25 protein-coding genes are annotated in these 21,902 nt (G+C 66.0%); 16 read left to right on the plus strand and 9 right to left on the minus strand.

Annotated elements, in window-relative coordinates; all coding sequences use genetic code 11:
* Positions 1–43 precede the first annotated feature (43 nt).
* Positions 44–1,330 carry a tRNA uridine-5-carboxymethylaminomethyl(34) synthesis GTPase MnmE gene (gene mnmE / locus GGQ89_RS10715; RefSeq protein WP_184105768.1) on the minus strand — a complete coding sequence of 429 codons (1,287 nt, stop codon included), beginning with the start codon at positions 1,328–1,330 and terminating at the stop codon, positions 44–46.
* Positions 1,331–1,338: 8 nt separating this feature from the next.
* Positions 1,339–1,563, minus strand: a complete 225-nt coding sequence (locus GGQ89_RS10720; RefSeq protein WP_042486898.1) for a DUF6489 family protein — start codon at positions 1,561–1,563, stop codon at positions 1,339–1,341.
* A gap of 70 nt (positions 1,564–1,633) precedes the next feature.
* Here GGQ89_RS10720 and GGQ89_RS10725 point away from each other — a divergent pair, with 70 nt between their 5' ends.
* Complete coding sequence (locus GGQ89_RS10725; RefSeq protein WP_184105769.1) at positions 1,634–2,335, plus strand: dienelactone hydrolase family protein; 702 nt, start codon at positions 1,634–1,636, stop codon at positions 2,333–2,335.
* 107 nt (positions 2,336–2,442) lie between these two features.
* On the opposite strand, the gene GGQ89_RS10730 is transcribed toward GGQ89_RS10725, so the two are convergent.
* On the minus strand, positions 2,443–4,017 hold the full coding sequence (locus GGQ89_RS10730) for a lysine--tRNA ligase (protein ID WP_184105770.1): 1,575 nt from the start codon (positions 4,015–4,017) through the stop codon (positions 2,443–2,445).
* A 332-nt stretch (positions 4,018–4,349) separates the two neighbouring features.
* Here GGQ89_RS10730 and GGQ89_RS10735 point away from each other — a divergent pair, with 332 nt between their 5' ends.
* The 3 genes from GGQ89_RS10735 to GGQ89_RS10745 are packed head-to-tail and all read left to right on the plus strand — an operon-like array spanning position 4,350 to position 7,887.
* Positions 4,350–7,085 (plus strand): ATP-dependent DNA helicase, encoded by a 2,736-nt coding sequence (locus GGQ89_RS10735; protein ID WP_338112306.1) that lies wholly within the window; start codon positions 4,350–4,352, stop codon positions 7,083–7,085.
* Entirely contained in the window at positions 7,082–7,615 is a 534-nt protein-coding gene (locus GGQ89_RS10740) for a SixA phosphatase family protein (protein ID WP_184105771.1), read from the plus strand. Before GGQ89_RS10735 ends, GGQ89_RS10740 begins: the two co-directional genes overlap by 4 nt.
* Entirely contained in the window at positions 7,612–7,887 is a 276-nt protein-coding gene (locus tag GGQ89_RS10745; protein ID WP_184105772.1) for a hypothetical protein, read from the plus strand. The genes GGQ89_RS10740 and GGQ89_RS10745 overlap by 4 nt, the downstream gene beginning before the upstream one ends.
* Positions 7,888–7,910: 23 nt before the next feature.
* Here GGQ89_RS10745 and GGQ89_RS10750 read toward each other — a convergent pair whose 3' ends face one another.
* Both GGQ89_RS10750 and GGQ89_RS10755 read right to left on the minus strand, forming a co-directional pair.
* Positions 7,911–8,438 (minus strand): YceD family protein, encoded by a 528-nt coding sequence (locus GGQ89_RS10750; RefSeq protein WP_184105773.1) that lies wholly within the window; start codon positions 8,436–8,438, stop codon positions 7,911–7,913.
* Positions 8,435–8,968, minus strand: a complete 534-nt coding sequence (locus tag GGQ89_RS10755; RefSeq protein WP_076714326.1) for a ubiquinol-cytochrome C chaperone family protein — start codon at positions 8,966–8,968, stop codon at positions 8,435–8,437. The genes GGQ89_RS10750 and GGQ89_RS10755 overlap by 4 nt, the downstream gene beginning before the upstream one ends.
* Positions 8,969–9,116: 148 nt before the next feature.
* On the opposite strand from GGQ89_RS10755, the gene GGQ89_RS10760 reads away from it, so the two are divergent.
* Positions 9,117–9,608 (plus strand): outer membrane protein assembly factor BamE, encoded by a 492-nt coding sequence (locus GGQ89_RS10760; protein WP_056439014.1) that lies wholly within the window; start codon positions 9,117–9,119, stop codon positions 9,606–9,608.
* Positions 9,609–9,983: 375 nt separating this feature from the next.
* On the opposite strand, the gene rho is transcribed toward GGQ89_RS10760, so the two are convergent.
* The 3 genes from rho to hemE form a co-directional block, all read right to left on the minus strand.
* Positions 9,984–11,240, minus strand: a complete 1,257-nt coding sequence (gene rho, locus GGQ89_RS10765) for a transcription termination factor Rho (protein ID WP_042486922.1) — start codon at positions 11,238–11,240, stop codon at positions 9,984–9,986.
* A 305-nt stretch (positions 11,241–11,545) separates the two neighbouring features.
* On the minus strand, positions 11,546–12,007 hold the full coding sequence (locus tag GGQ89_RS10770; RefSeq protein WP_184105774.1) for a CopD family protein: 462 nt from the start codon (positions 12,005–12,007) through the stop codon (positions 11,546–11,548).
* Complete coding sequence (gene hemE, locus GGQ89_RS10775; protein WP_184105820.1) at positions 12,007–13,026, minus strand: uroporphyrinogen decarboxylase; 1,020 nt, start codon at positions 13,024–13,026, stop codon at positions 12,007–12,009. Before hemE ends, GGQ89_RS10770 begins: the two co-directional genes overlap by 1 nt.
* Before the next feature lie 318 nt (positions 13,027–13,344).
* On the opposite strand from hemE, the gene GGQ89_RS10780 reads away from it, so the two are divergent.
* From GGQ89_RS10780 to GGQ89_RS10830, 11 genes are all read left to right on the plus strand, one after another.
* Positions 13,345–14,163 (plus strand): pyruvate, water dikinase regulatory protein, encoded by an 819-nt coding sequence (locus tag GGQ89_RS10780; RefSeq protein ID WP_056438836.1) that lies wholly within the window; start codon positions 13,345–13,347, stop codon positions 14,161–14,163.
* Positions 14,160–14,747, plus strand: a complete 588-nt coding sequence (locus tag GGQ89_RS10785; protein ID WP_184105775.1) for a Maf family protein — start codon at positions 14,160–14,162, stop codon at positions 14,745–14,747. The genes GGQ89_RS10780 and GGQ89_RS10785 overlap by 4 nt, the downstream gene beginning before the upstream one ends.
* Positions 14,747–15,559 carry a shikimate dehydrogenase gene (aroE, locus tag GGQ89_RS10790; RefSeq protein ID WP_184105776.1) on the plus strand — a complete coding sequence of 271 codons (813 nt, stop codon included), beginning with the start codon at positions 14,747–14,749 and terminating at the stop codon, positions 15,557–15,559. Before GGQ89_RS10785 ends, aroE begins: the two co-directional genes overlap by 1 nt.
* Before the next feature lie 24 nt (positions 15,560–15,583).
* Positions 15,584–16,177, plus strand: coding sequence for a dephospho-CoA kinase (coaE, locus tag GGQ89_RS10795; protein ID WP_184105777.1), 594 nt, complete (start codon positions 15,584–15,586; stop codon positions 16,175–16,177).
* A 7-nt stretch (positions 16,178–16,184) separates the two neighbouring features.
* Positions 16,185–16,880 carry a DNA polymerase III subunit epsilon gene (dnaQ, locus tag GGQ89_RS10800; protein WP_058746407.1) on the plus strand — a complete coding sequence of 232 codons (696 nt, stop codon included), beginning with the start codon at positions 16,185–16,187 and terminating at the stop codon, positions 16,878–16,880.
* 55 nt (positions 16,881–16,935) lie between these two features.
* Positions 16,936–17,526, plus strand: coding sequence for a ribosome hibernation-promoting factor, HPF/YfiA family (gene hpf, locus GGQ89_RS10805; protein ID WP_056438849.1), 591 nt, complete (start codon positions 16,936–16,938; stop codon positions 17,524–17,526).
* A 64-nt stretch (positions 17,527–17,590) separates the two neighbouring features.
* The gene (gene ptsN, locus GGQ89_RS10810) at positions 17,591–18,061 is read left to right on the plus strand and encodes a PTS IIA-like nitrogen regulatory protein PtsN (RefSeq protein WP_056438851.1); all 471 of its coding nucleotides are present in this window, start codon (positions 17,591–17,593) and stop codon (positions 18,059–18,061) included.
* Positions 18,045–18,503: a PaaI family thioesterase gene (locus GGQ89_RS10815; RefSeq protein ID WP_338112307.1), complete on the plus strand. Its 459-nt coding sequence runs from the start codon at positions 18,045–18,047 to the stop codon at positions 18,501–18,503. Before ptsN ends, GGQ89_RS10815 begins: the two co-directional genes overlap by 17 nt.
* A gap of 5 nt (positions 18,504–18,508) precedes the next feature.
* Positions 18,509–18,850: a DUF1491 family protein gene (locus GGQ89_RS10820; protein ID WP_076714317.1), complete on the plus strand. Its 342-nt coding sequence runs from the start codon at positions 18,509–18,511 to the stop codon at positions 18,848–18,850.
* A 155-nt stretch (positions 18,851–19,005) separates the two neighbouring features.
* Entirely contained in the window at positions 19,006–19,659 is a 654-nt protein-coding gene (locus tag GGQ89_RS10825; RefSeq protein WP_056438860.1) for a cell wall hydrolase, read from the plus strand.
* 61 nt (positions 19,660–19,720) lie between these two features.
* A complete protein-coding gene (locus GGQ89_RS10830; protein WP_184105779.1) occupies positions 19,721–20,209 on the plus strand; it encodes an MmcB family DNA repair protein in 489 nt (162 codons plus the stop codon).
* A gap of 163 nt (positions 20,210–20,372) precedes the next feature.
* Here GGQ89_RS10830 and GGQ89_RS10835 read toward each other — a convergent pair whose 3' ends face one another.
* The gene (locus tag GGQ89_RS10835; protein WP_342354520.1) at positions 20,373–21,872 is read right to left on the minus strand and encodes a glycoside hydrolase; all 1,500 of its coding nucleotides are present in this window, start codon (positions 21,870–21,872) and stop codon (positions 20,373–20,375) included.
* Positions 21,873–21,902: the final 30 nt, after the last annotated feature.

Below are 21,902 nucleotides of genomic sequence, written 5' to 3' on the forward strand. Positions count from 1 at the left end.
GATCCCCACCAACATTCTATGCTTAACGTTCCACGTGGAACAATCACTTGCCGAGGCAGAAGCGCCCGAACAGGGCATCAAGCATCGTCTCGGTCGCACTAACGCCCAGCACTTCCGCCAGCGCCTGTCGCGCGACCCGCAATTCTTCCGCAATCAAAAGGATGTCATCGGTTGGCGCGGCGATCAGCGCGTTGGCGGCGCGGCGGCATTGGTCCTGCTGATGCCGCTTGAATCCGATCGTATCTTCGCGCGGCAACAGTCCGGTGGCGGTGTCCGCAATCGCGTCCCAGACGCTGGCCACACTGCTACCCTCATCACGCCGCACGGCCAGCCGCCGCCCCTCGGGCAGCCTCTCCCGCCCTGGCAGATCGGCCCGCGAATGGAGCCAAATCGCATCGCGACGCGGCGGAGGCGTGTCGGCCATCCACAACAGGATATCCGCCTGAAGGATCGCCTCTTGCGCACGGGTCACGCCGATCGCCTCGATCACGTCATCGGTATCCTCGGCCAGTCCGGCAGTATCGGTCAGCACATAGGCCACCCCGGCGCGCACCACGCTCGCCTCGATCCGGTCGCGGGTCGTGCCCGCGATCGGCGAGACGATCGCCGCCTCGCGTTCGACCAGCAGGTTGAGCAAAGTCGACTTGCCGCTATTGGGCGGCCCGGCCAGCACCACGCGGATACCGTCGTGAAGCCGGTCGACCGGCGGCCGCTCGACCACCTCCAGCATCACGATGGCCAGATCGTGCATCTCGCTTTTGATCCGCGCCACCGCGGCCTGATCGAGCGGCACGTCATCCTCTTCGGCGAAATCGAGCATTGCCTCGATCATCGCGGACAGCATCGCCAGCCGATCCATCCAGCCGCGCACCGCTTGGCTCACCCGCCCCTCGACCGCACCGATCGCAGCGCGGCGCTGGCGTTCGGTCTGTGCTTCCAGCAGATCGGCCAGCCCTTCCGCCTCGGCCAGATCGATCCGGCCATTCAGCAAGGCGCGACGGGTAAACTCGCCCGGCTCGGCACGGCGAACGCCCGGCTGTCCTGCCAAGGCCCGCTCGACCGCCGCGACCACCGCACGACCGCCATGGCAATGCAACTCGACCAGATCCTCACCGGTCGCCGTCGCCGGGCCGGGGAAGCACAGCAGCAACGCCGAATCCAGTACCGCCCCCGCCCCATCTTTCAACGTCCGCAGGCTCGCGCGACGCGCCTCGGGCAACCGTCCGCCCAGCCGCTCGGCGGCTGCAAAGGCCGCCGGGCCGCTGACGCGGATCACCGCGATGGCGGCGGGCGGCTGTCCGCTGGAGACGGCGAAGATCGTGTCGGTCATGCTCAGGGTCAGCCCTTCTGCCCCTCGAACATGCGGCGCCACATGGTCATGCTCGCCTCGCCCATCGGCGCCCAGTTGCGCATCATCGCCTCGATCATCTCGGGCTTCACGCCGGACTGCATCGTGTCGAGCATCATCTGGACATAGCGTTCATGGATCGGCGTCAGGTCGGGCAGGCCCATGGCGCGGCGCGCCTCTTCGGGCGTGCAGTCGATTTCCACATTCACTTTCATGCGCCATCCTCCATCACGCGACCAAGAACGGCATAAGGCGTTATCGTCGCGACGACCACAGGAGACCCGCATGACTGCCACCAAGACCATCGCCGCCACCCACGGCGAAGGCCAGTTCAACGCCTATTATGCCGAGCCGGAGGGTCAGCCGACCGCCGCGATCATCGTCATCCAGGAAATCTTCGGCGTGAATGCGGGCATCCGCCGCAAATGCGACACGCTGGCCGAGGCGGGCTATCTGGCCGTCGCCCCCGATCTTTTCCACAAGATCGCCCCCGGCATCGAGCTGGATCCCGACGTCCCCAACGAGATGCAACAGGCACTCGACCTGATGGGCCAGTTCGACCAGGACGGCGGCATTCGCGATATCGAGGCGACGATCAAGGCGATCCGCGACGAGCATGGCGCGGACTTCAAGGTCGGCGTCGTCGGCTATTGCCTGGGCGGGCGACTGGCTTTCATGACCGCCGCGCGGACCGATGTGGATGCCAGTGTCGGCTATTATGGCGTCGGCATCGACGGCCTGCTGGGCGAGAAGCACGCCATCGCCAAGCCGGTCCTGCTCCACATTCCACAGGAGGATCACTTCGTCGACAAGGACGCGCAAGCGCGGATGCATGAGGGGCTGGACGATCACCCCAAGGTCACGCTCTTTGATTATGCCGGTGAGGATCACGGCTTCGCAACCGAGTTCGGTCAGCGGCGCTCGGATGAGTCCGCCAAGCTGGCGGATGAACGCACCATGGCGTTCTTCGCGGAGCATCTCCGCTAAATAGGCACCACCCTCACCCTTCCCACCCGCGCTGCGGGTGGGCCCCTTCCCTCTCCCATTGGGAGAGGAAGGGAGGCGTGAAGCACCGGAAGGGTGAGGGTGTATCTTTACGCCGCCTTGGCCAGTGCCTCGGCGATCAGTTTGCGGCTGTTATCCACACCGTAAAGCGCGATGAAGCTGCCCATACGCGGCCCTTGCGCCGAGCCCAGCAGCGTCTCGTACAGCGCCTTGAACCAGTCGCGCAGCGACGGGAAGGCGTTGGTCTTGCCGATCTCATAGACGATATTTTGGATGTCCTCGGCGGTCGCGCCCTCGGGCAATGCGGCCAACTGCGCATCCAGCTGGCGCAGCGCTTCCGCCTCATGCGGCTCGGGCGCGCGGCGCTGGAGCGTCGGCGCCACGAAATCGCGGGCATAGGCCAGCGCATGGTCGATCAGCCGGTCGAGCTCGGGATATTTCTCCGCCGACGCTTCCGGAACGTAATTGGCGAGATAGCCCCAGACCTGTTCCTTGGTGGCCTCACCCATCACGCCGACCAGGTTGAGCAGCAGCCCGAACGTCACCGGCAGCTCGCCCTCGGGCAGCTTGCCGTCATGGATATGGTGGACCGGATTGCCCAGCTGCTCCTTGAGCGACTGGTTGGGGTAGTTGACGCGGAACTGCCAATATTCGTCCACCGCCCGCGGGATGACGCCCATGTGCAGCTGCTTGGCCTTTTTCGGCTCGCGATAGGCGAAGAAGGCCAAGCTCTCCTCCGGCCCATAGGTCAGCCACTGGTCGAGGCTGAGGCCGTTGCCCTTGGACTTGGAAATCTTCTCGCCATGCTCGTCGAGGAACATCTCATAGTTGAAGCCTTCGGGCGGACGGCCGCCGAGTACGCGCGCGATCTTGGACGATTGGGTGACCGAGTCGATCAGGTCCTTGCCCGCCATCTCGTAATCCACGCCCAGCGCGACCCAGCGCATCGCCCAGTCGACCTTCCATTGCAGCTTGGACAGGCCGCCCAGCGCCGACTGGACGATCCGCTCGCCCTCGTCCTCGAAGGCGATCAGCCCGGCTTCGGCGTCGATCACCTCGACCGGCACCTGCAACACGATGCCCGACTTGGGGCTGATCGGCAGGACCGGCGAATAGGTGGCGCGGCGCTCGGCACGCAGCGTCGGGAGCATCACGTCCTGAATGCCCTGGAAATGCTTGAGCACCAGCCGGAGCGCATCGTCGAACCGGCCGGACGTATAGTACTCCGTCGACGAGGCGAACTCGTAATCGAAGCCATAGCGGTCGAGAAACTGGCGCAGCAGCGCGTTGTTATGCGCAGCGAAGCTGTCGAACTTCTCGAACGGATCGGGCACCTGGGTCAGCGGCTTGCCGAGATGCTCGCGCAGCATTTCCTGGTTCGGCACATTGTCCGGCACCTTGCGCAGACCGTCCATATCGTCCGAAAACGCGATCAGGCGGGTCTTCTGATCCGACAGCGCGTGGAAGGCATTGCGGACCATGGTGGTGCGCAGCACTTCGTTGAACGTGCCGATATGCGGCAGGCCTGAGGGGCCATAGCCGGTTTCGAACAGGATCGGCGCACCGCCCGGCTTGCCGTCGGGATAGCGTTTGAGGAGCTTGCGAGCCTCCTCATAGGGCCAGGCCTTGGACTCGAGAGCGGTGGAGCGGAGTTCGTCTGTCATGGATTTGCCTCTGGCAAGCCGGGGCGTGATGCACAATGTATTTTGCGATTTCCACGGACTGCTCGTCACTCATGCACAGAGTTATCCACAGGGCGAGTGCTGTTCCACGTGGAACAGATGGGGTCGTACTGTTTGGCATCCCTCCCCCATCCCCTCCCGCCTGCGGGAGGGGAGTGCCTAGTTGAAAGGACAAGCGCGCCTCACCCGGTAAGCCCCTCCCGCAGGCGGGAGGGGTTTGGGGAGGGCATCGCCGAGAGCTATTTGCTCAATGGGTCGCTTCAAATCCCCCATCCCCCGTTGCCATCCTGTTCCTACTCCCCCAAATCACTTTGGTGACTTCACTCCCCCACCCCGCCCTTCATGCCAGCCATAGCGGTGTGTGGATTTCCACCGGGGGACAGACCCGCGCCGTCTCACGCGGCGAGGCGATCGGGCTGGCGTCGGAAACGCCGGTCATCCTGCTCAACGCGCCGTTGATCGGCCAGCGACTGGGCTATGCCGAACTGTCCGGGCTCGACATCCTCGAACTCTTCGCCTTTCTGCGCCCCGCGCAATTCGCGGTCCCGACGCCGCACGGTGTCGCCCGCGCCTGTGGATTGGAGCCGCCGGACAGCGATGCGGATGTTGCCGCCTTTCTGCTTCGGGCGACCGAAAAGCTGCTCGCCATGCCGGACGGCGCATGGCCTGAGCGCGAGGGTGCGTGGACGGCTGCGCAAAGCCTTGCCCGGCTCCGCTGGCCCTGGGCGCCGCTGATCGGCCCGCGCCTCACCCGGCCGGAGCGCAACGAGCGCTGGCTGTTCAGCGCGCTGCCCGAATGGGAGGAGGACGCCCCCCGCCCCGCCCCGCGCACCATCGACCTGCCGCCGCAGGATTCGGAGGAGCGGCTGCGACGCCTGACCGGCGACGGGGCCGAGGAACGCCCGGGGCAGCGCGCCTATGCTGCCGCCGTCACCGCCGCCTTCGCCCCACGCGCAGTGCGGGACACGCCGAACATGGTGCTGGCCGAGGCGGGGACCGGTATCGGCAAGACGCTCGGCTATCTCGCCCCTGCCAGCCTCTGGGCCGAGCGGGCGGGCGGCGCGGTGTGGATTTCGACCTATACCAAGGCGCTGCAACGCCAGTTGAGCGGCGAGACCGCGCGCATCTTCCCGGATGCCGTGCTGCGCAAGGAACGCGTCGTCACCCGCAAGGGCCGCGAGAACTACCTGTGCCTGCTCAATCTGGAGGATGCGCTGCAAGGCGGGTTTGCCGGACGCGCGGCGGTGCTGGCGCAGCTGGTCGCGCGCTGGGCGGCCTATACTGCGGATGGCGACATGGTCGGGGGCGACCTGCCCGGCTGGCTGACCACCTTGTTCCGTCGCAACGGCTCGGCCGCGCTGACCGACCGGCGCGGCGAGTGCGTCTATGCGGGCTGCCCGCATTACCGGAAATGCTTCATTGAGCATGCGGCGCGCGCCTCGGTGCAGGCGGACATCGTCATCGCCAATCACGCACTGGTCATGGTCAACGCCGCACGTGGTCGCGAAACGCAGACGCGGCCAACGCGCTACGTCTTCGACGAGGGCCATCATCTGTTCGACGCGGCAGACTCGATGTTCGCCACCGCGCTGACCGGGTCCGAGACGATCGAGCTACGCCGCTGGATACTTGGCCCCGAAGCCGGATCGCGGGGGCGTCGCCGGGGCCTCGCCGCGCGACTGTCCGATGTCGCCAGCTATGACGAGGGCGGCAACCGCGCGATCGGCGATGCGGTGCAGGCGGCGCACGCGCTGGCGAGCGAAGGCTGGCTGGGACGACTGGCGGAGGGCCAGCCCTTCGGCCCGATTGAGGCATTGCTGGCGGCGGTACGTGGGCTTGCCTTTGCCCGCGCCGAGCAACCGGGGGATGCGGGTTATGGCCTGGAGACCGAACTGGCCGATCCCTCGCCCGCGCTGATCGAGGCCGCCGGGCCCGCCGCCCATGCGCTCGACGCGCTGCTGCGGCCGTTGGTGACGCTAGGCCAGCGGCTGGAGGCGGTGTTGCAGGAAGCGCCCGACTGGCTCGACGGCCAGGCACGCGCGCGGGTGGAAGGCGCGATCGCCTCGATCGCATGGCGCGCGGAAACGGTCGCCGCCTGGCTGTCGTTGCTCGCGCGGATCGGCGGGCCGGTCGATCCCGATTTCGTCGACTGGCTGGCGGTCGATCGGGTCGAGGGGCGCGAATATGATATCGGCCTGCATCGCCACTGGCTCGACCCCACCCGCCCCTTTGCCGAGATCGTGCTGAAGCCTGCGCATGGCGCGCTCGTCACCTCGGCGACCTTGCGGACCGGGGGAAATTGGGACGTGGCGGAGGCCAGAACGGGCGCGCCGCATCTGGCGCGTGGCCCCGCCCATTTTGTCGCGGAGAGCCCGTTCGATTATCCGAACCGTGCCGAAGTGCTGATCGTCACCGATGTGAAGCGTGGTGATATTCCACAACTCGCCAATGCATATTCCCGGCTGATCGCGGCCGCCAAGGGCGGGACGCTGGGGCTGTTCACCGCGATCCGGCGGTTGCGCGGTGTGCATGGCCGGATCGCCGACCGGCTGGCGCGCGACGGGCTGGCGCTGCACGCGCAGCATGTCGATCCGATCGACACCGGCACGCTTGTGGATATCTTTCGCGACGATCCATCGGCGTCGCTGCTCGGCACCGATGCGTTGCGCGACGGGGTGGACGTGCCCGGCTCGTCCCTCCGGCTGGTGGTGATGGAGGGCGTGCCCTGGCCCAAGCCCACCGTGCTGCACGCCGCGCGCAAGCTGGCGGGCGGCGGCAGCGCCTATGACGACCGGATCGTCCGCGCGCGGCTGGCGCAGGCGTTCGGACGACTGATCCGGCGCGCCGATGATCGCGGGGCGTTCGTGCTGCTGTCCGCCGCCATGCCGTCGCGGCTGCTCGACGCCTTTCCACCGGGTGTCGCGATTTCCCGCGTGACCCTCGACGAAGCGGTCGCGCGGGTCGCGGGGCGGCTTTCCTCCGACGCGCCGATAGGGCATGGGGATAGCCAAATCCTGCCAGCCGCCGCGACGGAGTTTCCGGATCGATGAAGACGCTGACGCTCCTTCGCCATGCCAAGTCGAGCTGGGACGATCCCGTCGCCCGCGATTTCGATCGTCCGCTCAATGCCAAGGGACGGCGCGCGGCAGCGATGATCGGGCGGCATCTGAAGGCCGAAGGGTTCGCGTTCGACCATGTCCTCGCCTCCCCCGCCGTGCGGGTGATCGAAACGCTGGACGAGGTGTGGAGCGGTTATGGCCAAAAGCTGGAGCCGGTCTGGAACAAGGCGATGTACCTGGCCTCCGCCCCCAGCCTGCTCGATCTGGTCCAGGCGATGCCCGACGCAGCGGACCATGTGTTGATGGTCGGGCATAATCCGGGACTGGAGGATCTGGTCCTCGACCTCACGCTCGACGGCGAATTGCGCGAGCGGGTGGAGGATAAATATCCGACCGCGACGGTGGCGCAAATGACTTTGCCGGTCGATCGCTGGGCCGAGGTCCGGGCACATAGCGCGACACTGGTGGCGTTCATCCGGCCGCGCGATCTGGACCCGACGCTGGGGCCCGATACGCCGTGACCAACCTCGCGATCGGCGCTGCCATGGTATCCCCCGTGATCGGGTTCCTGCTGGCGCTAATCCAACGTCCTACAGTCAGGCGGGTTGGTCTGATAATGGTAATATTGGCACCACTATTGGCTTTCACGCTGTTCCTCGCGTCGGCCCGCCCCGGACCTTTGGGTTATTTCGCGTGGTGGCTTACCGGCTTGGTAATGCTCGCGCCGTTTTTCGCCGTCTGGACGACCCTGACCTTGATCGGCTTTTCCGCTGGTCGGTGGAGCCTGCGCTGATCGCAGCGCTCCGACCGGCAATGTTACCCCTTCCCCTCCAGCTTCGCCTTCAGCCCGGCGAATGCGCCAAGCGGGCGGGCCTCCTCTTCGCTGATGACGCCCGCTTCCTTCAAAGTTGCCGCCGCGTTGGGGCTGCGGGGAAAGGGATCGAGTGAAAGGGCCATGGTTTCGGCCGCCGCTTCGCCCAGGTCGATCGTGCCGCCCTCGATCTCGATCGTGTCGAGCGAATCCTCGGACAGTTCGATTTCCTCGTCCGCACCGTGCCCCATGGGTTCGACGAAGCGCAGGGCGACCGGTTCGTCGACCTTGGCCGGGACCGGTTCGCCCGTCACCGAACAGGGCTGCACCACCGACCCGCGCACCGTGCCGGTGACGAGGATACCCGCCGCATCGCGCCGCACGACCAGATCGGCCGACAGCGCTTCGACCGCGAGCAATCCGAACCGCCCGGCCAGCGCCCGACGTTCGTCCGCGGTCGTGTCGATCGAGACGGGCTTTTCGCGCTCACCGATCGTGTCGATCTTTTCGGGGCGGCTCCATTCGGGGGTCACGGCAGGTCTCCAAGGGTAAGGCGAGCGAGCGAAACGGCCGCCAATTGCTCATGTAGGGTGCGAAGCGCGTCACGAACATGGGCAACGGCATCCGTATCCGCGGGTGCCGCGCCGCGATACAGGTTGCGGACCAAGGCGGCGTCCATCACCGCCTTATCCCCGGTCAGCCCCTCGCGATAGGCGGTCAGGCGCCCTCCCAGCATCGCCATCATCTTGCCGATATGCTTGCCGACCACGATGTCGCCGATGCCGAGTTCGCGAAGCTGCCCGTCCATGTCGGTGACGAAGCGTTCGGTCAGCCGCGCGGCGGGTTCCACGCCCTTGGGCTCGGCCTCCAGCCGGATCAGCACCACCGACAGGACCGCCGCGATCATGTCGAACCGGCCATCGACCGTATCGGGCACCGCCCCGTCCAGATACCAATGCTCCGCCCGCGCGCGCAGCACGACGGCGTTGTACAGCGGCAGCGCCGCATCCGCGTCACGCCCGAAATAGCGGGCGATCCCCTGCTTGAGCCAGCCCCAGGCCATGTGCCCCTCCCCTTCCTGCCCGCACGACCGGTTGCGCGCGAATTGCTTGTATGCGCCTTTCCCTTGGCATATCGAGGGGGTGACGGTCGAGCGGATCGACCGCCTGTATAGCTGCCTGTGCGGCCGATCGTCCGGCCCGGAGATAATGATGAGCGTTTCTTCCACCCGCGCCCTCGGGCTGGGCCTGATCATGGCCCTGGCGGCGTCGGCCTGTACGCCGCTGCGGTCGCATCAGGGTTATGTGGTCGATGTCGATCTCGTCAACTCGATCCAGCCGGGCGTCGACAACCGCCAGTCGGTGCTCCAGACGCTGGGCACGCCGACCATCTCCAGCCAGTTCGGCGGTGGCGACTGGTATTATGTCGCCCGCGACAGCCGCAACCTGGGCTATACCCTGCCCAAGCCCGTGTCGCAGATCACGTTGCAGATCAGCTTCGACCAGGCGGGCAACGTCGCGACGATTCGCCGCGCCGGTGTCGATCAGGTCGCCGACATCTCGCCCTATGGCAAGACCACCCCGACCCTGGGTCGCCAGCGCGGCTTCTTCCAGGATCTGTTCGGCAATATCGGCGCGGTCGGTGCGCCGGGCGCCGGTGGCGGCCAGGGCGGCGGCATGGGTGGCGGGCGTACCCGGCCGTAAGGGGCCTGGGGCACCTTTCCTGAATTCCCAACATCCGTTCAGCCTGAGCGAAGTCGAAGGCCACGGGAATGCCTTGGCCAGCGATGGGGCGTGCACTTCGACTTCGCTCAGTGCGAACGGACGTTGGTGTGGCTGGGTTTGGGAGTTGCTCTGATGCTCTCTTCACCCCCGTTTGGCCGCGTCGCGTGTTAAGCAACGACGCGGCCGTGCCGTGCTTGGACCGGCACGATCCCGAAAGGGGGTGGGATCGGGCCTGCTAACGCCCCAAAACGAAAATGGGTTCGCAAGCGGGCCTGTTTGCCGCCAGCGAACCCATCAAACCGTAGCGTCGGCAGGGCCGAAGCCCCGCCCGGCGCCTTACCGGTTCCCCGAAGCTTACTGATTCATCGAGTCGAAGAAATCCTCGTTGGTCTTCGAGTTCTTCATCTTGTCGAGCAGGAACTCCATCGAGTCGATCGTGCCCATCTGCATCAGGATGCGGCGCAGCACCCACATCTTGGACAGCTTGTCCTTCTCGACCAGCAGCTCTTCCTTGCGGGTGCCCGACTTGCCGACGTCCATCGCCGGGAAGATGCGCTTGTCCGCCACCTTGCGGTCGAGGACGATTTCCGAGTTGCCGGTGCCCTTGAACTCTTCGAAGATGACCTCGTCCATGCGGCTACCGGTGTCGATCAGCGCGGTGGCGATGATCGAGAGCGAACCGCCCTCCTCGATATTGCGCGCCGCACCGAAGAAGCGCTTGGGCCGCTGGAGCGCGTTCGCATCGACGCCGCCCGTCAGCACCTTGCCCGACGACGGCACGACCGTGTTGTAGGCGCGACCCAGACGGGTGATCGAGTCGAGCAGGATGACGACATCCTTCTTGTGCTCGACCAGGCGCTTGGCCTTTTCGATCACCATCTCGGCGACCTGGACGTGGCGCTGTGCCGGTTCGTCGAAGGTCGAGGAGACGACCTCACCACGCACCGAGCGCTGCATGTCGGTGACTTCTTCCGGACGCTCGTCGATGAGGAGGACGATCAGGAAGACTTCCGGGTGATTGTCGGTGATCGCCTTGGCGATGTTCTGCAGCATCACCGTCTTACCCACGCGCGGGGGCGCGACGATCAGCGTGCGCTGGCCCTTGCCCTGAGGCGAGACGATATCGATGACACGCGCCGACTTGTCCTTCTGGGTCGGATCGGCGGGGTCGAGGATCAGCTTCTGCTCGGGATAGAGCGGCGTCAGATTGTCGAAATTGACGCGGTGGCGGACCGCCTCCGGATCGTCGAAATTGACGCTGGTCAGCTTGGTCAGCGCAAAATAGCGCTCGCCGTCCTTGGGCGCGCGGATCTCGCCTTCCACCGTATCGCCGGTGCGCAGGCCGTGCTTGCGGACCTGGTTGGGCGAGACATAGATGTCGTCCGGGCCGGCGAGGTAATTGGCTTCCGGCGAGCGCAGGAAGCCGAAACCGTCGGGCAGCACCTCGATCGTGCCGAGGCCCATGATCTGGTCACCCTTCTCCGCCTGCTCCTTCAGGATGGCGAACAGCAGGTCCTGCTTGCGCAGCGTGGACGCGCTCTCGACCCCCAATTCCTCGGCCAGCTGCACGAGGTCGGCGGGGGTTTTCTTCTTGAGGTCTTTCAGATGCATGATCGGTCCGGATGGTCGGAGGGCGTCGGTCGGCGAGGATCGCGGCGAAACGAGGCTGTCGATAAGGAAGCGTACCCGACGCGAGGACCGCGCCGTACGGGGGAGGAGTTAGGATTGGGGGTGCCCCAAGTCAATGGGGAAAGCCGTCTAAAGCCCCTCCCGCAGGCGGGAGGGGTTTGGGGAGGGCAAAGAGTCTCACCGAGACCAGTGCCTGTGGCTTTTCCCTCCCCCAACCCCTCCCGCCTGCGGGAGGGGAGCAAAAGGGGGTGCCCTCCCGCCTGCGGGAGGGGCGGGGGGAGAGGAGTTCAGAACGGCTTGATGACGACCAGCACGACGATGATCGTCGCGGCGAGCGCAGGTACTTCGTTGATCATCCGCAACTGCTTGCCGCTGAGCTTCATCTGACCCCGCGCCAATTTCCTGGAATAGCCGACCATCCAGCCATGATAGCCGCTGAGCAGCAGCACGAAGAACAGCTTGGCATGGAGCCATCCCAGCCCCGGCACCCCCGAGAACAGCCCCAGCGAGCCTGCCAGCAGCAGCCCCAGCATCCAGACCACGATCATCGCCGGGGTCAGGATGATCTTGCGCAGCTTGCCCTCGCGCTCGACCCAGCGCGCGGCGTCGGTGGCGTCGCCCGCGACCAGCGCCTCCTGATGATAGACCAGATAGCGCGGCATCATGAACAGCCCGGCCATCCAGAAGATCACGAAGATGATATGCGCCGCCTTCACCCATTCATAGGCGGCCCCCAACAGTCCGATCATCATACGCTCCGTACGCGGGCGATCAGCCGCTCGACATGCGCGATCGGCGTGTCGGGCAGGATGCCATGGCCCAGGTTGAAGATATGCGGCCGTTCGGTGAAGGCCGCCAGGATATGATCCACCGCCCCGTCCAGCGCCTCGCCCCCGGCGATCAGCGCCAGGGGATCGAGATTGCCCTGCACCGGCAAACCCTTGGGCAGATAGGCGTCGGCCCAGACCGGATCGACTGTCTCGTCTAGCCCGACCGCGTCCACGCCGGTCTCCCGCGCATAGGCGGGCAGCTTGCCCCCGGCGCCCTTGGGGAAGCCGATCACCGGCACGCCGGGACAGCGCGCCCGGAAACCCTCGACGATCGCGGCATTGGGCGCGATCACCCAGCGCTCGAATTGCGCGGGGGACAGCGAGCCCGCCCAGCTGTCGAACAGCTGCACCGCCTCGACCCCGTTTTCGACCTGTCCCGCCAGATAGTCGATGGTCATGGTCACGATCGCATCGATGATCGCCCCGAACCCCGCCGGGTCGGCATAGGCGAAACGCCGCGTCTCGCCCTGATCCTTGGATCCCTGCCCCGCCACCATATAGGTCGCGACCGTCCAGGGAGAGCCCGCAAAGCCCAGGAAGCTGGTCTGTGGAGGCAATTGCGCCTTCACCCCCGCCACGGTGGCATAGACCGGATCGAGCCGCTCAGGGACGCGCTCCAGGGCATTCAGCGCATCATCGACCAGCGCGGGCGCCAGACGTGGCCCCTCCCCCGCCCCGAAGCTGAGGTCCTGCCCCAGCGCCCAGGGGACCATCAGGATGTCGGAGAACAGGATCGCGCCGTCGAACCCGAAGCGACGGATCGGTTGCACCGTCACCTCGGCCGCCGCCGCCGGATCGGTGGCCAAAGCCAGGAAGCCCCCCTTCTCCGCCCGTAGCGCGCGATACTCCGGCAGATAGCGTCCGGCCTGTCGCATGAGCCACATCGGCGGTGTCGCCTGCCGCTCTCCGTTCAACACGGCGAGCAGGGGCTTTTGAATCGCAACGTCGGTCAGGAGACCCCCCTTCTTCTATTAAAGAAGATTCTAAGAATGGATTGTTGAAGTGGTTGGCACGTTGGTTGTCGGGATTATGCGGCTCTCCCCGATATGCCAACACGTTGACTCATGGGGAATCGCCGATTCAACGGGATTCGGATTCATGACCCCCGTAACTCACAGGCTGTGGAAAAGAATCGGACCTGTGAGATTCATTGTGGACGAATCGGTCGTTATCCACCGCCGGTCCGCCGCTTGGCCGGTCGGCGAAGTTACGCTACCGATTCTTCCCATGTTATCCACAGAGTCATTAGGTCGGTCATGAAGACGCGGCTCCACCTGCACCTCCTGTCCGATTCCACCGGCGAAACGCTGGAGAACATCGCGAAGGCGGCGCTTGCCCAATATGACGATGTGGAAACCGTCCGGCACTTCTGGCCGATGGTGCGCACCGAGAGTCACTTGGAGCGCATCCTGCAGGAGATCGCGCAGAATCCGGGGCTGGTGATCTATACGCTGGTCAACCCGACGACGCGGCGCGTGCTGGAAAGCCGCTGCCATGCGCTGGGCCTGCCGACGGTCGCACCGCTCGATCCGGTCAATGCCGCGCTGTCGGGCTTGCTGGGCGTACAGGCCAAGATGCGCCCCGGCCGCCAGCATGTGCTCGACGCCGCCTATTTCGCGCGCGTCGATGCGATCCAGTTCACCATCGCGCATGACGACGGCATCGCCTGGGAGGAATGGGAAGAGGCCGATATCGTGCTGGCGGGTGTCAGCCGTTCGTCCAAGACGCCGACCTCCATCTATCTCGCCAATCGCGGCTACAAGACCGCCAACATCCCGATCGTAGTCGAAAGCCCCCCGCCCCCCTTCCTGTTCACGCTGAAAAAGCCGCTGGTCGTGGGCCTGACCACCAGCGCGGATCGGCTGATCGCGATCCGGCGCAACCGGCTGCTCTCGCTGAACCAGGCGCCCGACACCGATTATGTCGAGCAGGAGGCGGTCAATCGCGAACTCACTTTCGCCAGGCGCATGTTCGCCGACAATGACTGGCCGGTGATCGACGTCACCCGCCGCTCGATCGAGGAAACGGCGGCGGCAATCATCTCCCTCGTGAATCAAAGAAAGTCCGACGCATGATCATCCTCGCTTCGCAAAGCGCCTCGCGCCGGGCGATGCTCGACGCGGCGGGCGTGGCCTATGAAGCGGTCCCTGCGCGGGTGGACGAAGCCGGGGTCAAGGCGGCGATGGCCGGGGCTTCCCCACGCGACCTGTCCGATGCGCTGGCCGAGATGAAGGCGGTAAAGGTTTCCGCCAATGCCGGGCCGGTGCCGGTGCTGGGGTCCGATTCCATCGTCGCGCTCGCCGACGGCACGCTGCTCGACAAGCCGGAGAGCCGCGAGGAGGCGGCCGAGCATCTGGCGCGGATGAGCGGCGGGAGCCACGAGCTGTGGAGCGCCGCCGTCATCGCCGAGCATGGCCGCCCGGTCTGGCGGCATGTCGAGCGCGCCAAGCTCCATGTCCGACCACTGTCGCCCGCATTCATCGACTCCTACTTGGATCAGGAATGGCCCGCCATTTCGGGCTGCGTCGGCTGTTTCCGGATCGAGGGGCCGGGAGTGCAGCTCTTCTCGCGGATCGAGGGTAGCCATTTCACCATTCTCGGTATGCCGCTGCTTCTCGTGCTGGGCTATTTGCGCGAACGCGGCTGGATGTCCGCCTGATGGCCCTTCCTTATGCGGAGGTGATCGGCGACCCGATCGCCCATAGCAAATCCCCGAAAATCCACGGTTTCTGGCTAAAGGCGCTGGGCATCGAGGCAGAATATCGCGCCACCCATGTCACGCCGGACGCGCTGCCCGCCTATTTCGCCGAGCGGAAGGCCGATCCGAACTGGCGCGGCTGCAACATCACCGTGCCGCACAAGATCGCCGCGCTGGAGCATGTCGAGGATCGTGAGGATATACGCACCGCGATCGGGGCGACCAACACCGCGTTTCGCGACGCGGACGGCGCTCTGATCGGCACCAACACCGACGCGGCGGGTTTTGCCGCGCCGCTCAAAGCCTTTGATCTGGCGGGCAAGCCGGTGACGGTGATCGGGGCAGGGGGCGCCGGGCGCGCGGTCCTATATGCCCTGGCGGGGATCGGCGTCGGGCCGGTCACGCTGTTCAACCGCAATGTGGACAAGGGGGCGGCGCTATTGTCGTCCTTCGGACTGGAGGGGCAGGCGCTGCCGATCGGTGACGCCGTGCCGCCCAGCGCCCTGGTCGTCAATGCGACCAGCCTGGGCATGACCGGCCAGCCGCCGCTCGATCTCGACCTGTCGGCGCTGCCGGAGGACGCGGTCGTGTATGACATCGTTTATGCGCCGCTTGAAACCGCGCTGCTGGCGGCGGCGCGGGCGAGGGGGCTGGCGACGATCGACGGGTTGGAGATGCTGATCGGACAGGCGGCGGTGGCGTTCGAGCGGTTCTTCGGCGCGGCCCCGCCGCGCGACCGGGACGGCGAGCTGCGCGAGATCCTGCTGCGATGATCGTGCGTCGATGATCGTGCGGCTATGATCGTTTTGGGGCTGACCGGCTCGATCGGCATGGGCAAGTCGACCGTCGCGCAGATGTTTCGCGACGAAGGGGTGCCGGTATTCGACGCCGATGCCAGTGTCCACCGCTTGCAGGGGCCAGGTGGAACAGTGGTCGCAGCGATTGAGTCGGCCTTTCCCGGCACCACCGGACCCGATGGCGTGAATCGCGCCGCGCTGGGGCAGGCGGTGCTGGGCGATGATTCGGCGATGCGCCGACTCGAGGCGATCGTGCATCCCGCCGTGCAGGCCGAACGCGCGGCCTTTCTGGCGGCGCATGCCGGGGCTCCGCTGGTGGTGGTCGACGTGCCGCTGCTGTTCGAAACCGGCGGTGACAAGGCTGTGGATAAGGTGTTGGTGGTTTCGGCAAAACCCGAAATCCAAGAGGCGCGGGTGTTGGCAAGGCCGGGAATGACCCGGGCCAAATTCGACGCCATTTTGAAGCGTCAATGGCCCGATGGAGATAAGCGTGCGCGCGCCGATCATGTCGTCGCGACCGACATTCCATTGGCCGAAACCCGCGAAAAAGTGCGGTCTTTGATCGCTTGCATCACCGCATCCGAAGGCCGATAGTCGGATCATGAGAGAGATCGTTTTCGACACCGAAACGACAGGGTTCAAATTTTCGGAAGGCGACCGGCTGGTCGAAATCGGCTGTGTCGAACTGGTCAACCGGGTCGAGACCGGGCGCACCTATCACGCCTATTTCAATCCCGAACGGTCGATGCCCGCCGAGGCGCAGGCGGTCCACGGATTGTCTGACGCGTTCCTGAAGGACAAGCCGGTCTTTTCGGCCGGGGTGGCCGAGTTTCTGGACTTCATCGGCGACGCGCCGCTGATCGCGCACAACGCGACCTTCGATTTCGGCTTCATCAATGGCGAGCTGGGCGCGCTGGGCTTCCCGCCGGTCTGCGAGAAGACGCGGATGGTCGACACGCTGGCGATCGCGCGCAGCAAGCATCCCGGGGCCAAGCATACGCTCGACGCGCTCTGCTCGCGCTATGGCATCGACCGCTCGCACCGTGTGCTGCACGGCGCGCTGCTCGACGCGCAGCTGCTGGCGCAGGTCTATGTCGAGTTGATGGGCGGGCGGCAGATCGGCCTGGGCCTGCTCGCCGAGGCGAGCGCGGACACCGGCCCGGTGATCGTCGCCCGCGCGCCCGCAAAAGTCCGCCCGCCGCGCATCTTCCGGCCGAGCGAGGCGGAACTTGCCGCCCATGCGGCGTTTCTAAAGGGCATAACCGATCCGGTTTGGGGGGCCGAGGCGTCCGGTTGACGCCACGGGACAGGCCAAAAGGACCGTCCCATCAGAGTGCATCAAGGAGAAGACGATGGATATCCGGATTTCTGGTCATCAGGTCGAAACGGGCGACGCGCTGCGGACCCATGTGACGGACCGGCTTCAGGGTATCGCCGAGAAATATTTCGCCCGCGCCATCTCGTCCGAGGTGACGTTCGGCAAGGGGCCGCATGACGTCGGCTTCAAATGCGATATCGTGATGCACGTCACCCGCGGCCTGGTACTCAAAGGCCGTCACGAAGCCCAGGACGCGCACCTCGCCTTTGACGGCGCCGCGACCAAGATCGAAAAGCAGCTGCGCCGTTATTCGCGCCGTCTGAAGGACCGCAATGCGGGACAGGCGATCGAACTGGCCGAGGCCGGGGCCTATGATGCGGGCTACACCCTCTTTGCCGAACAGGTCGACGAGGACGAGGCGGGCGATGCACCCCTGATCATCGCCGAGACCCGCGTCGATATCCCCGACGCCAGTGTTTCCGATGCGGTCATGATGCTCGATCTGCGCAATACTGCGGCCCTGTTGTTCAAGAATTCGGGCACGGGATCGTATAACATGGTCTATCGCCGTGGTGACGGAACCATCGGTTGGGTCGAGCCGCAACGCGGCGGCACGGCCGGATAAGCTCTATCGTTCTTCCGCGTGGCCCGTTATTAGGCGGGCCGCGCGGGGGCGCACCGGAAAGACCATGAACGACTTCAGCGATCTGTTGCGCCACGATACGGTGCTGGCGGGCGTCAGCGCCGCCAACAAGAAGACCCTGTTCCAGGCGCTGGCGGCGGCTGCCGCCGGGCCTGCGGGGCAGGATGCCAAGCTACTGGCCGATGTGCTGCTCGAACGCGAAAAGCTGGGGTCGACTGGTTTCGGCGGGGGCGTCGCCATACCGCACGGCAAGCTGCCCGGACTGACCCAGATCGTCGGTGTCTTTGCGCGTCTGGCACAGCCGGTCGATTTCCAGGCGGTCGACGACATGCCGGTCGATCTGGTCTTTGCGATGTTCTCGCCCGCCGATGCGGGATCCGCGCATCTGAAGGCGCTGGCCCGGATTTCGCGGCGGCTGCGCGACAAGGGCTTCGTCGCCAAGCTGCGCGGGGCGGGGTCGCCCGATGCGATCTGGGCGCTGCTCACCCAGGACGAGGCGCGTGACGCCGCGGCCTGAGGGCGAGGCCGCGCATTTCCGGGCGCTCGAGACGCTCTATGCCGAAGCCCCGATCAATCGCCTGTTCGACTCCACGCTGGAGATTACCGAGCCGGGCGTCGCGCGCATCCGCTTTCGGGTGGACGAGCGGCATTATCACGCGGCCGGCGCAGCGCATGGTACGAGCTATTTCAAGATGCTCGACGATGCGGCCTTTTATGCCTGCAACAGCCTGGTCACCGACCGTTTCCTGCTGACCACCCGGTTCAACCTGCTGCTGACCCGCCCGATCAAGGCGGGGGAGGTGGTGGCAGAGGGCCGCTGGGTCAGCGGGCGGCGACGGGTGTTCGTCGCCGATGCACGGCTGATCGATGCCAGCGGCGAAGAGGTCGCGCGCGGCACCGGCACTTTCATGCGCTCCCAGATCGCGCTGGCGGGCCTGCCCGGCTATCGGACGGCCTGAGCGCGATGGACGGCCGTCTGCCGAGCGGAATGCTGGTCACCGCCCTGTTGCGCCGGATGAATGACAGCGGCGGCATGGGCATGGTGCTGGCCAAGGGCGATCCGCAGGCCGGGGGCATGTTGGTGATCGTCATCGATACCGACCCCGTCACGTCGCACCGGCGCGAACGGGTGCTGGAACGGGGTATCGGTCCCGATGGCAAGACCGCGCTGATCGAATCGACGCCTGCAAACGATATTTTAAGCTATTGGCGGCGCCGCCGGGCGCGCGATCCGGACCTGTGGGTCCTGGAACTGGATGGCGCTGCGGCGGAACGCTTCACCGCTGAAACGATCCTGCAACATTGACGAACGCGGCCGGATCGGCCACGAGCCCCCCATCGTAATTTCGCGTTGTGCTTATCGGGTGCGATCCGGTGGGTTACGCAGTCGGGGGGAAGCCCGGACGAGCGCCCTTGGGCAATGCTCGGGTCCGTGATCCAACCGCATGTCTGTTTGAGTGAATGACCGTTTTCAAGCGAGTCGCGGCGTCCGCTGCCATGGCTCTATCTCTGGCGGGTCTTCTCGCCACCAGCACCCCCAGCCTCGCGACCAACGTTGCCGGTGTTGCTGCCACTCCAGTCAGTGCGATGACTGTTTCCGGGATCAACGTCGCCGATGTCGCGATGGTTCCCCAGAGCGCCCGGGCCACCATGTCCGCGCTCCCCGATTTTTCCCAGGTTTCTGAAGGCGATGAGGACGGCGACTATGACTCGCTGGCCGACGCCGTGGCCGATCAGGACGAGATTGCGTCGAGCGAAGAGCTCCGCTGTCTGGCCGGCGCCATCTATTTCGAAGGTCGCGGCGAACCGCTCGCAGGCCAGCTCGCCGTGGCGCAGGTCATCCTGAACCGCACCAAGTCGGGTCGTTTCCCCACCGGCGTGTGCGACGTCATCAAGCAGCGCGGCCAGTTCAGCTTCGTGCGCCGTGGTGAAATCCCGTCGGTCAGCCCGTCGCACACCGCCTATCGCACCGCCGTCGCCGTCGCCAAGGTTGCGCTGGCCCAGGCATGGGACAGCACGGCGGGCAAGGCGCTGTACTTCAACACCCCCGGCAACCGTCCGGGCGTGCGGGTGCAGAAGGTCGCCGCGATCGGCAACCACATCTTCTATCGTTGATATTCAAGGCCCCGTTCCAGGGGCTTTTGCATTTGTTCGTCAAATGTTCTAAGTGGGTGGCATGTTGGACATGCCGCCCGCTTCGTGCGTCGACGATCCGCTGTCTCCGCTCTGCGCCGCCGATGTCGCGCGGGGCGTGACCCGGATGCTGCTCCGCCACGACCTGATCACCATTCCCGAAGTCCCGCTGGAAGGCGGCCGCCGGGCCGACCTGATGGCGCTCGACGCGCGGGGGAATGTCGTCGTCGTCGAGATCAAGGTGTCGCGCGCCGACATGCTGGGCGACGGCAAATGGCCCGATTATCTGGCGCATTGCGACCGCTTCTACTGGGCGGTGCCCGCCGGGTTCGACTGGTCGCCGCTGGAAAGCGCGGCGTTCCTGCCCGAGCGGACGGGGATCATCGTCGCCGATCGTTACGATGCCGCGATCGTGCGCGAGGCGCATAGCGTGCCGCTGTCCGCGCATGTGCGGAAGAAAGCGACGCTGAATTTCGCGCGCAGGGCAGGGCGGCGGATGATCGGGTTGACCGATCCGGATGCGGGGATGTGAGGCCGTTGGGCCCGGCAGGACTCCCACCCGCAACCTAGCGGTTCAGTGTGGAGAGGGTTTCCTGTGGCCTTCGACTACGCTCAGGCGGAACGGAGGTTGGGGGGGAGGGGGCCGATACAAACAGCCGTTCAGCCTGAGCGTAGTCGAAGGCCACGCTCCACCTTCACCGCGTCAATATCAACGTCACCACCGACTGCGGCGGCGCGATATCCCCCGCGATATCCACGGACTTATGCACAGCGTCGGTCACGATCATCCGCCGCTGCCACCGCCCCGGCACCGCCACGTTCAGCGGTCTCGGAGACAGGCCTGGATTGACATGGACCAGCACCAGCCGCCGTCCGTCGGGTGACAGTGCGCCGACCGTATCCATATCGTCCACCGGCACCAGCCGGTCGCCCGGCCGGATATAGCGGCTGAACTGCGCCATCGCCCAATATTTGCCCGTCACATGGATCGCATGGGGCTGGTCCGCCGCGCCCATCAGGTCGGCCTTGACGATACCCCAGTTCGATCCCTTCTCGCCCTTGCGGGTGCTGAGATCCTCGACCGCCTGCCAGAAGACCCAGGCGGCGGGCTCCAGCCGCTTGAGATCGCCGACGACATGCTCGGCAAAGGCCAGTGGCGTCGCCATGCCGGTCAGGTCCTCGGGATCGCCCGACAGCGGCGTGTCGTTCTCGCTCATCCACATCTTGATGCCCGAGGCGCGGGCGATGTCGCGCACGGCGGTCTGGTGGACCGTGCCATAGCTGTGGACGTTCAACTGTCCGATCGCGGCGCGAGTGGCGGGCGGATAGGCGGCCCAGTCCTGTACGAAAAGATGCGAGGCGGTTTCGTCGGGAGCGGCGATGACGGTGGACAGCCGCTTGGCCTTCAGCGCGGTGGCGGTCGCGTCGATCATCTGCGCCTGACGGGCGGGGCTCCAATGCGCGCCTTCCTGGGTATTGGCGGCGAACCAGTAATTGGTGTTGGGCTCGTTGACCGGCGACAGGGTGCGGAAGGTCAGATGGTGCCGCCGCTGCAATTCGTCAGTGACGCGGACCAGATAGGTGGCGAAGGCGGCTTCCTGACCGGGGCGAAGATTATCGTCCGTCCCCTTTTCCGCGCCCGACACCCGCCCGCTGACCGTCATGAACCAGGGCGGCGAGTTGGAGAAGGCCTCGAAGATCGGCTGCTTCACGCGTGCGGTGATGGCGTCGAGCCACCAGCGCTGGTTGGCGTCCTGCCCCCAGTCCCACATGGCGGGATCATCGGCGCGCCACCAGTCCTTGCCCGTCATCCCCGCCGGTTGCCGCCAGAAACCCGGCACCGCGCGCCCGACCTTCATATAGGGGGGCGTGTCCGCCGCGTTGCCGCCACCGATATTGTAGCGCGCGATCGTCCAGCCGAGGCCTTGCGGCCCGTAGAACAGATCCGCCAGCCGCGTCCGCTCCGCCTCGGGCCAGCCGCCGGTGACATGCGCGAACCAGGCGAGCGCAGTGCCCCAGCCCTCGAACACCGTCGACGGGCGGTCGATCGCGGGGCGCAGGGTCACGGGCACCGGACGGTCGGCGGGCGGCGGGGCGGCCTGTCCCTGCGCCGCCTGGGCCGCCCCCGGACCCAGGATCAGCGCCAGCGCGGCGGCCGCCAGACGGCTTTTACGAAGGATCGTCCCGTTCTTCACCCTGGCGTCTCCCCCACGCATATCCGATCA

The organism is Sphingomonas yabuuchiae (genome assembly GCF_014199595.1).
Classification (GTDB): Bacteria; Pseudomonadota; Alphaproteobacteria; order Sphingomonadales; family Sphingomonadaceae; genus Sphingomonas; species Sphingomonas yabuuchiae.

Coding starts and splice junctions, on each gene's coding strand:
- mnmE (WP_184105768.1), bottom strand. CDS start 1,330: ATGACCGACACGATCTTCGCCGTCTCCAGCGGACAGCCGCCCGCCGCC.
- GGQ89_RS10720 (WP_042486898.1), bottom strand. CDS start 1,563: ATGAAAGTGAATGTGGAAATCGACTGCACGCCCGAAGAGGCGCGCCGC.
- GGQ89_RS10725 (WP_184105769.1), top strand. CDS start 1,634: ATGACTGCCACCAAGACCATCGCCGCCACCCACGGCGAAGGCCAGTTC.
- GGQ89_RS10730 (WP_184105770.1), bottom strand. CDS start 4,017: ATGACAGACGAACTCCGCTCCACCGCTCTCGAGTCCAAGGCCTGGCCC.
- GGQ89_RS10740 (WP_184105771.1), top strand. CDS start 7,082: ATGAAGACGCTGACGCTCCTTCGCCATGCCAAGTCGAGCTGGGACGAT.
- GGQ89_RS10755 (WP_076714326.1), bottom strand. CDS start 8,968: ATGGCCTGGGGCTGGCTCAAGCAGGGGATCGCCCGCTATTTCGGGCGT.
- GGQ89_RS10760 (WP_056439014.1), top strand. CDS start 9,117: ATGAGCGTTTCTTCCACCCGCGCCCTCGGGCTGGGCCTGATCATGGCC.
- rho (WP_042486922.1), bottom strand. CDS start 11,240: ATGCATCTGAAAGACCTCAAGAAGAAAACCCCCGCCGACCTCGTGCAG.
- GGQ89_RS10770 (WP_184105774.1), bottom strand. CDS start 12,007: ATGATCGGACTGTTGGGGGCCGCCTATGAATGGGTGAAGGCGGCGCAT.
- GGQ89_RS10780 (WP_056438836.1), top strand. CDS start 13,345: ATGAAGACGCGGCTCCACCTGCACCTCCTGTCCGATTCCACCGGCGAA.
- GGQ89_RS10785 (WP_184105775.1), top strand. CDS start 14,160: ATGATCATCCTCGCTTCGCAAAGCGCCTCGCGCCGGGCGATGCTCGAC.
- aroE (WP_184105776.1), top strand. CDS start 14,747: ATGGCCCTTCCTTATGCGGAGGTGATCGGCGACCCGATCGCCCATAGC.
- coaE (WP_184105777.1), top strand. CDS start 15,584: ATGATCGTTTTGGGGCTGACCGGCTCGATCGGCATGGGCAAGTCGACC.
- dnaQ (WP_058746407.1), top strand. CDS start 16,185: ATGAGAGAGATCGTTTTCGACACCGAAACGACAGGGTTCAAATTTTCG.
- hpf (WP_056438849.1), top strand. CDS start 16,936: ATGGATATCCGGATTTCTGGTCATCAGGTCGAAACGGGCGACGCGCTG.
- ptsN (WP_056438851.1), top strand. CDS start 17,591: ATGAACGACTTCAGCGATCTGTTGCGCCACGATACGGTGCTGGCGGGC.
- GGQ89_RS10820 (WP_076714317.1), top strand. CDS start 18,509: ATGGACGGCCGTCTGCCGAGCGGAATGCTGGTCACCGCCCTGTTGCGC.
- GGQ89_RS10825 (WP_056438860.1), top strand. CDS start 19,006: ATGACCGTTTTCAAGCGAGTCGCGGCGTCCGCTGCCATGGCTCTATCT.
- GGQ89_RS10830 (WP_184105779.1), top strand. CDS start 19,721: ATGTTGGACATGCCGCCCGCTTCGTGCGTCGACGATCCGCTGTCTCCG.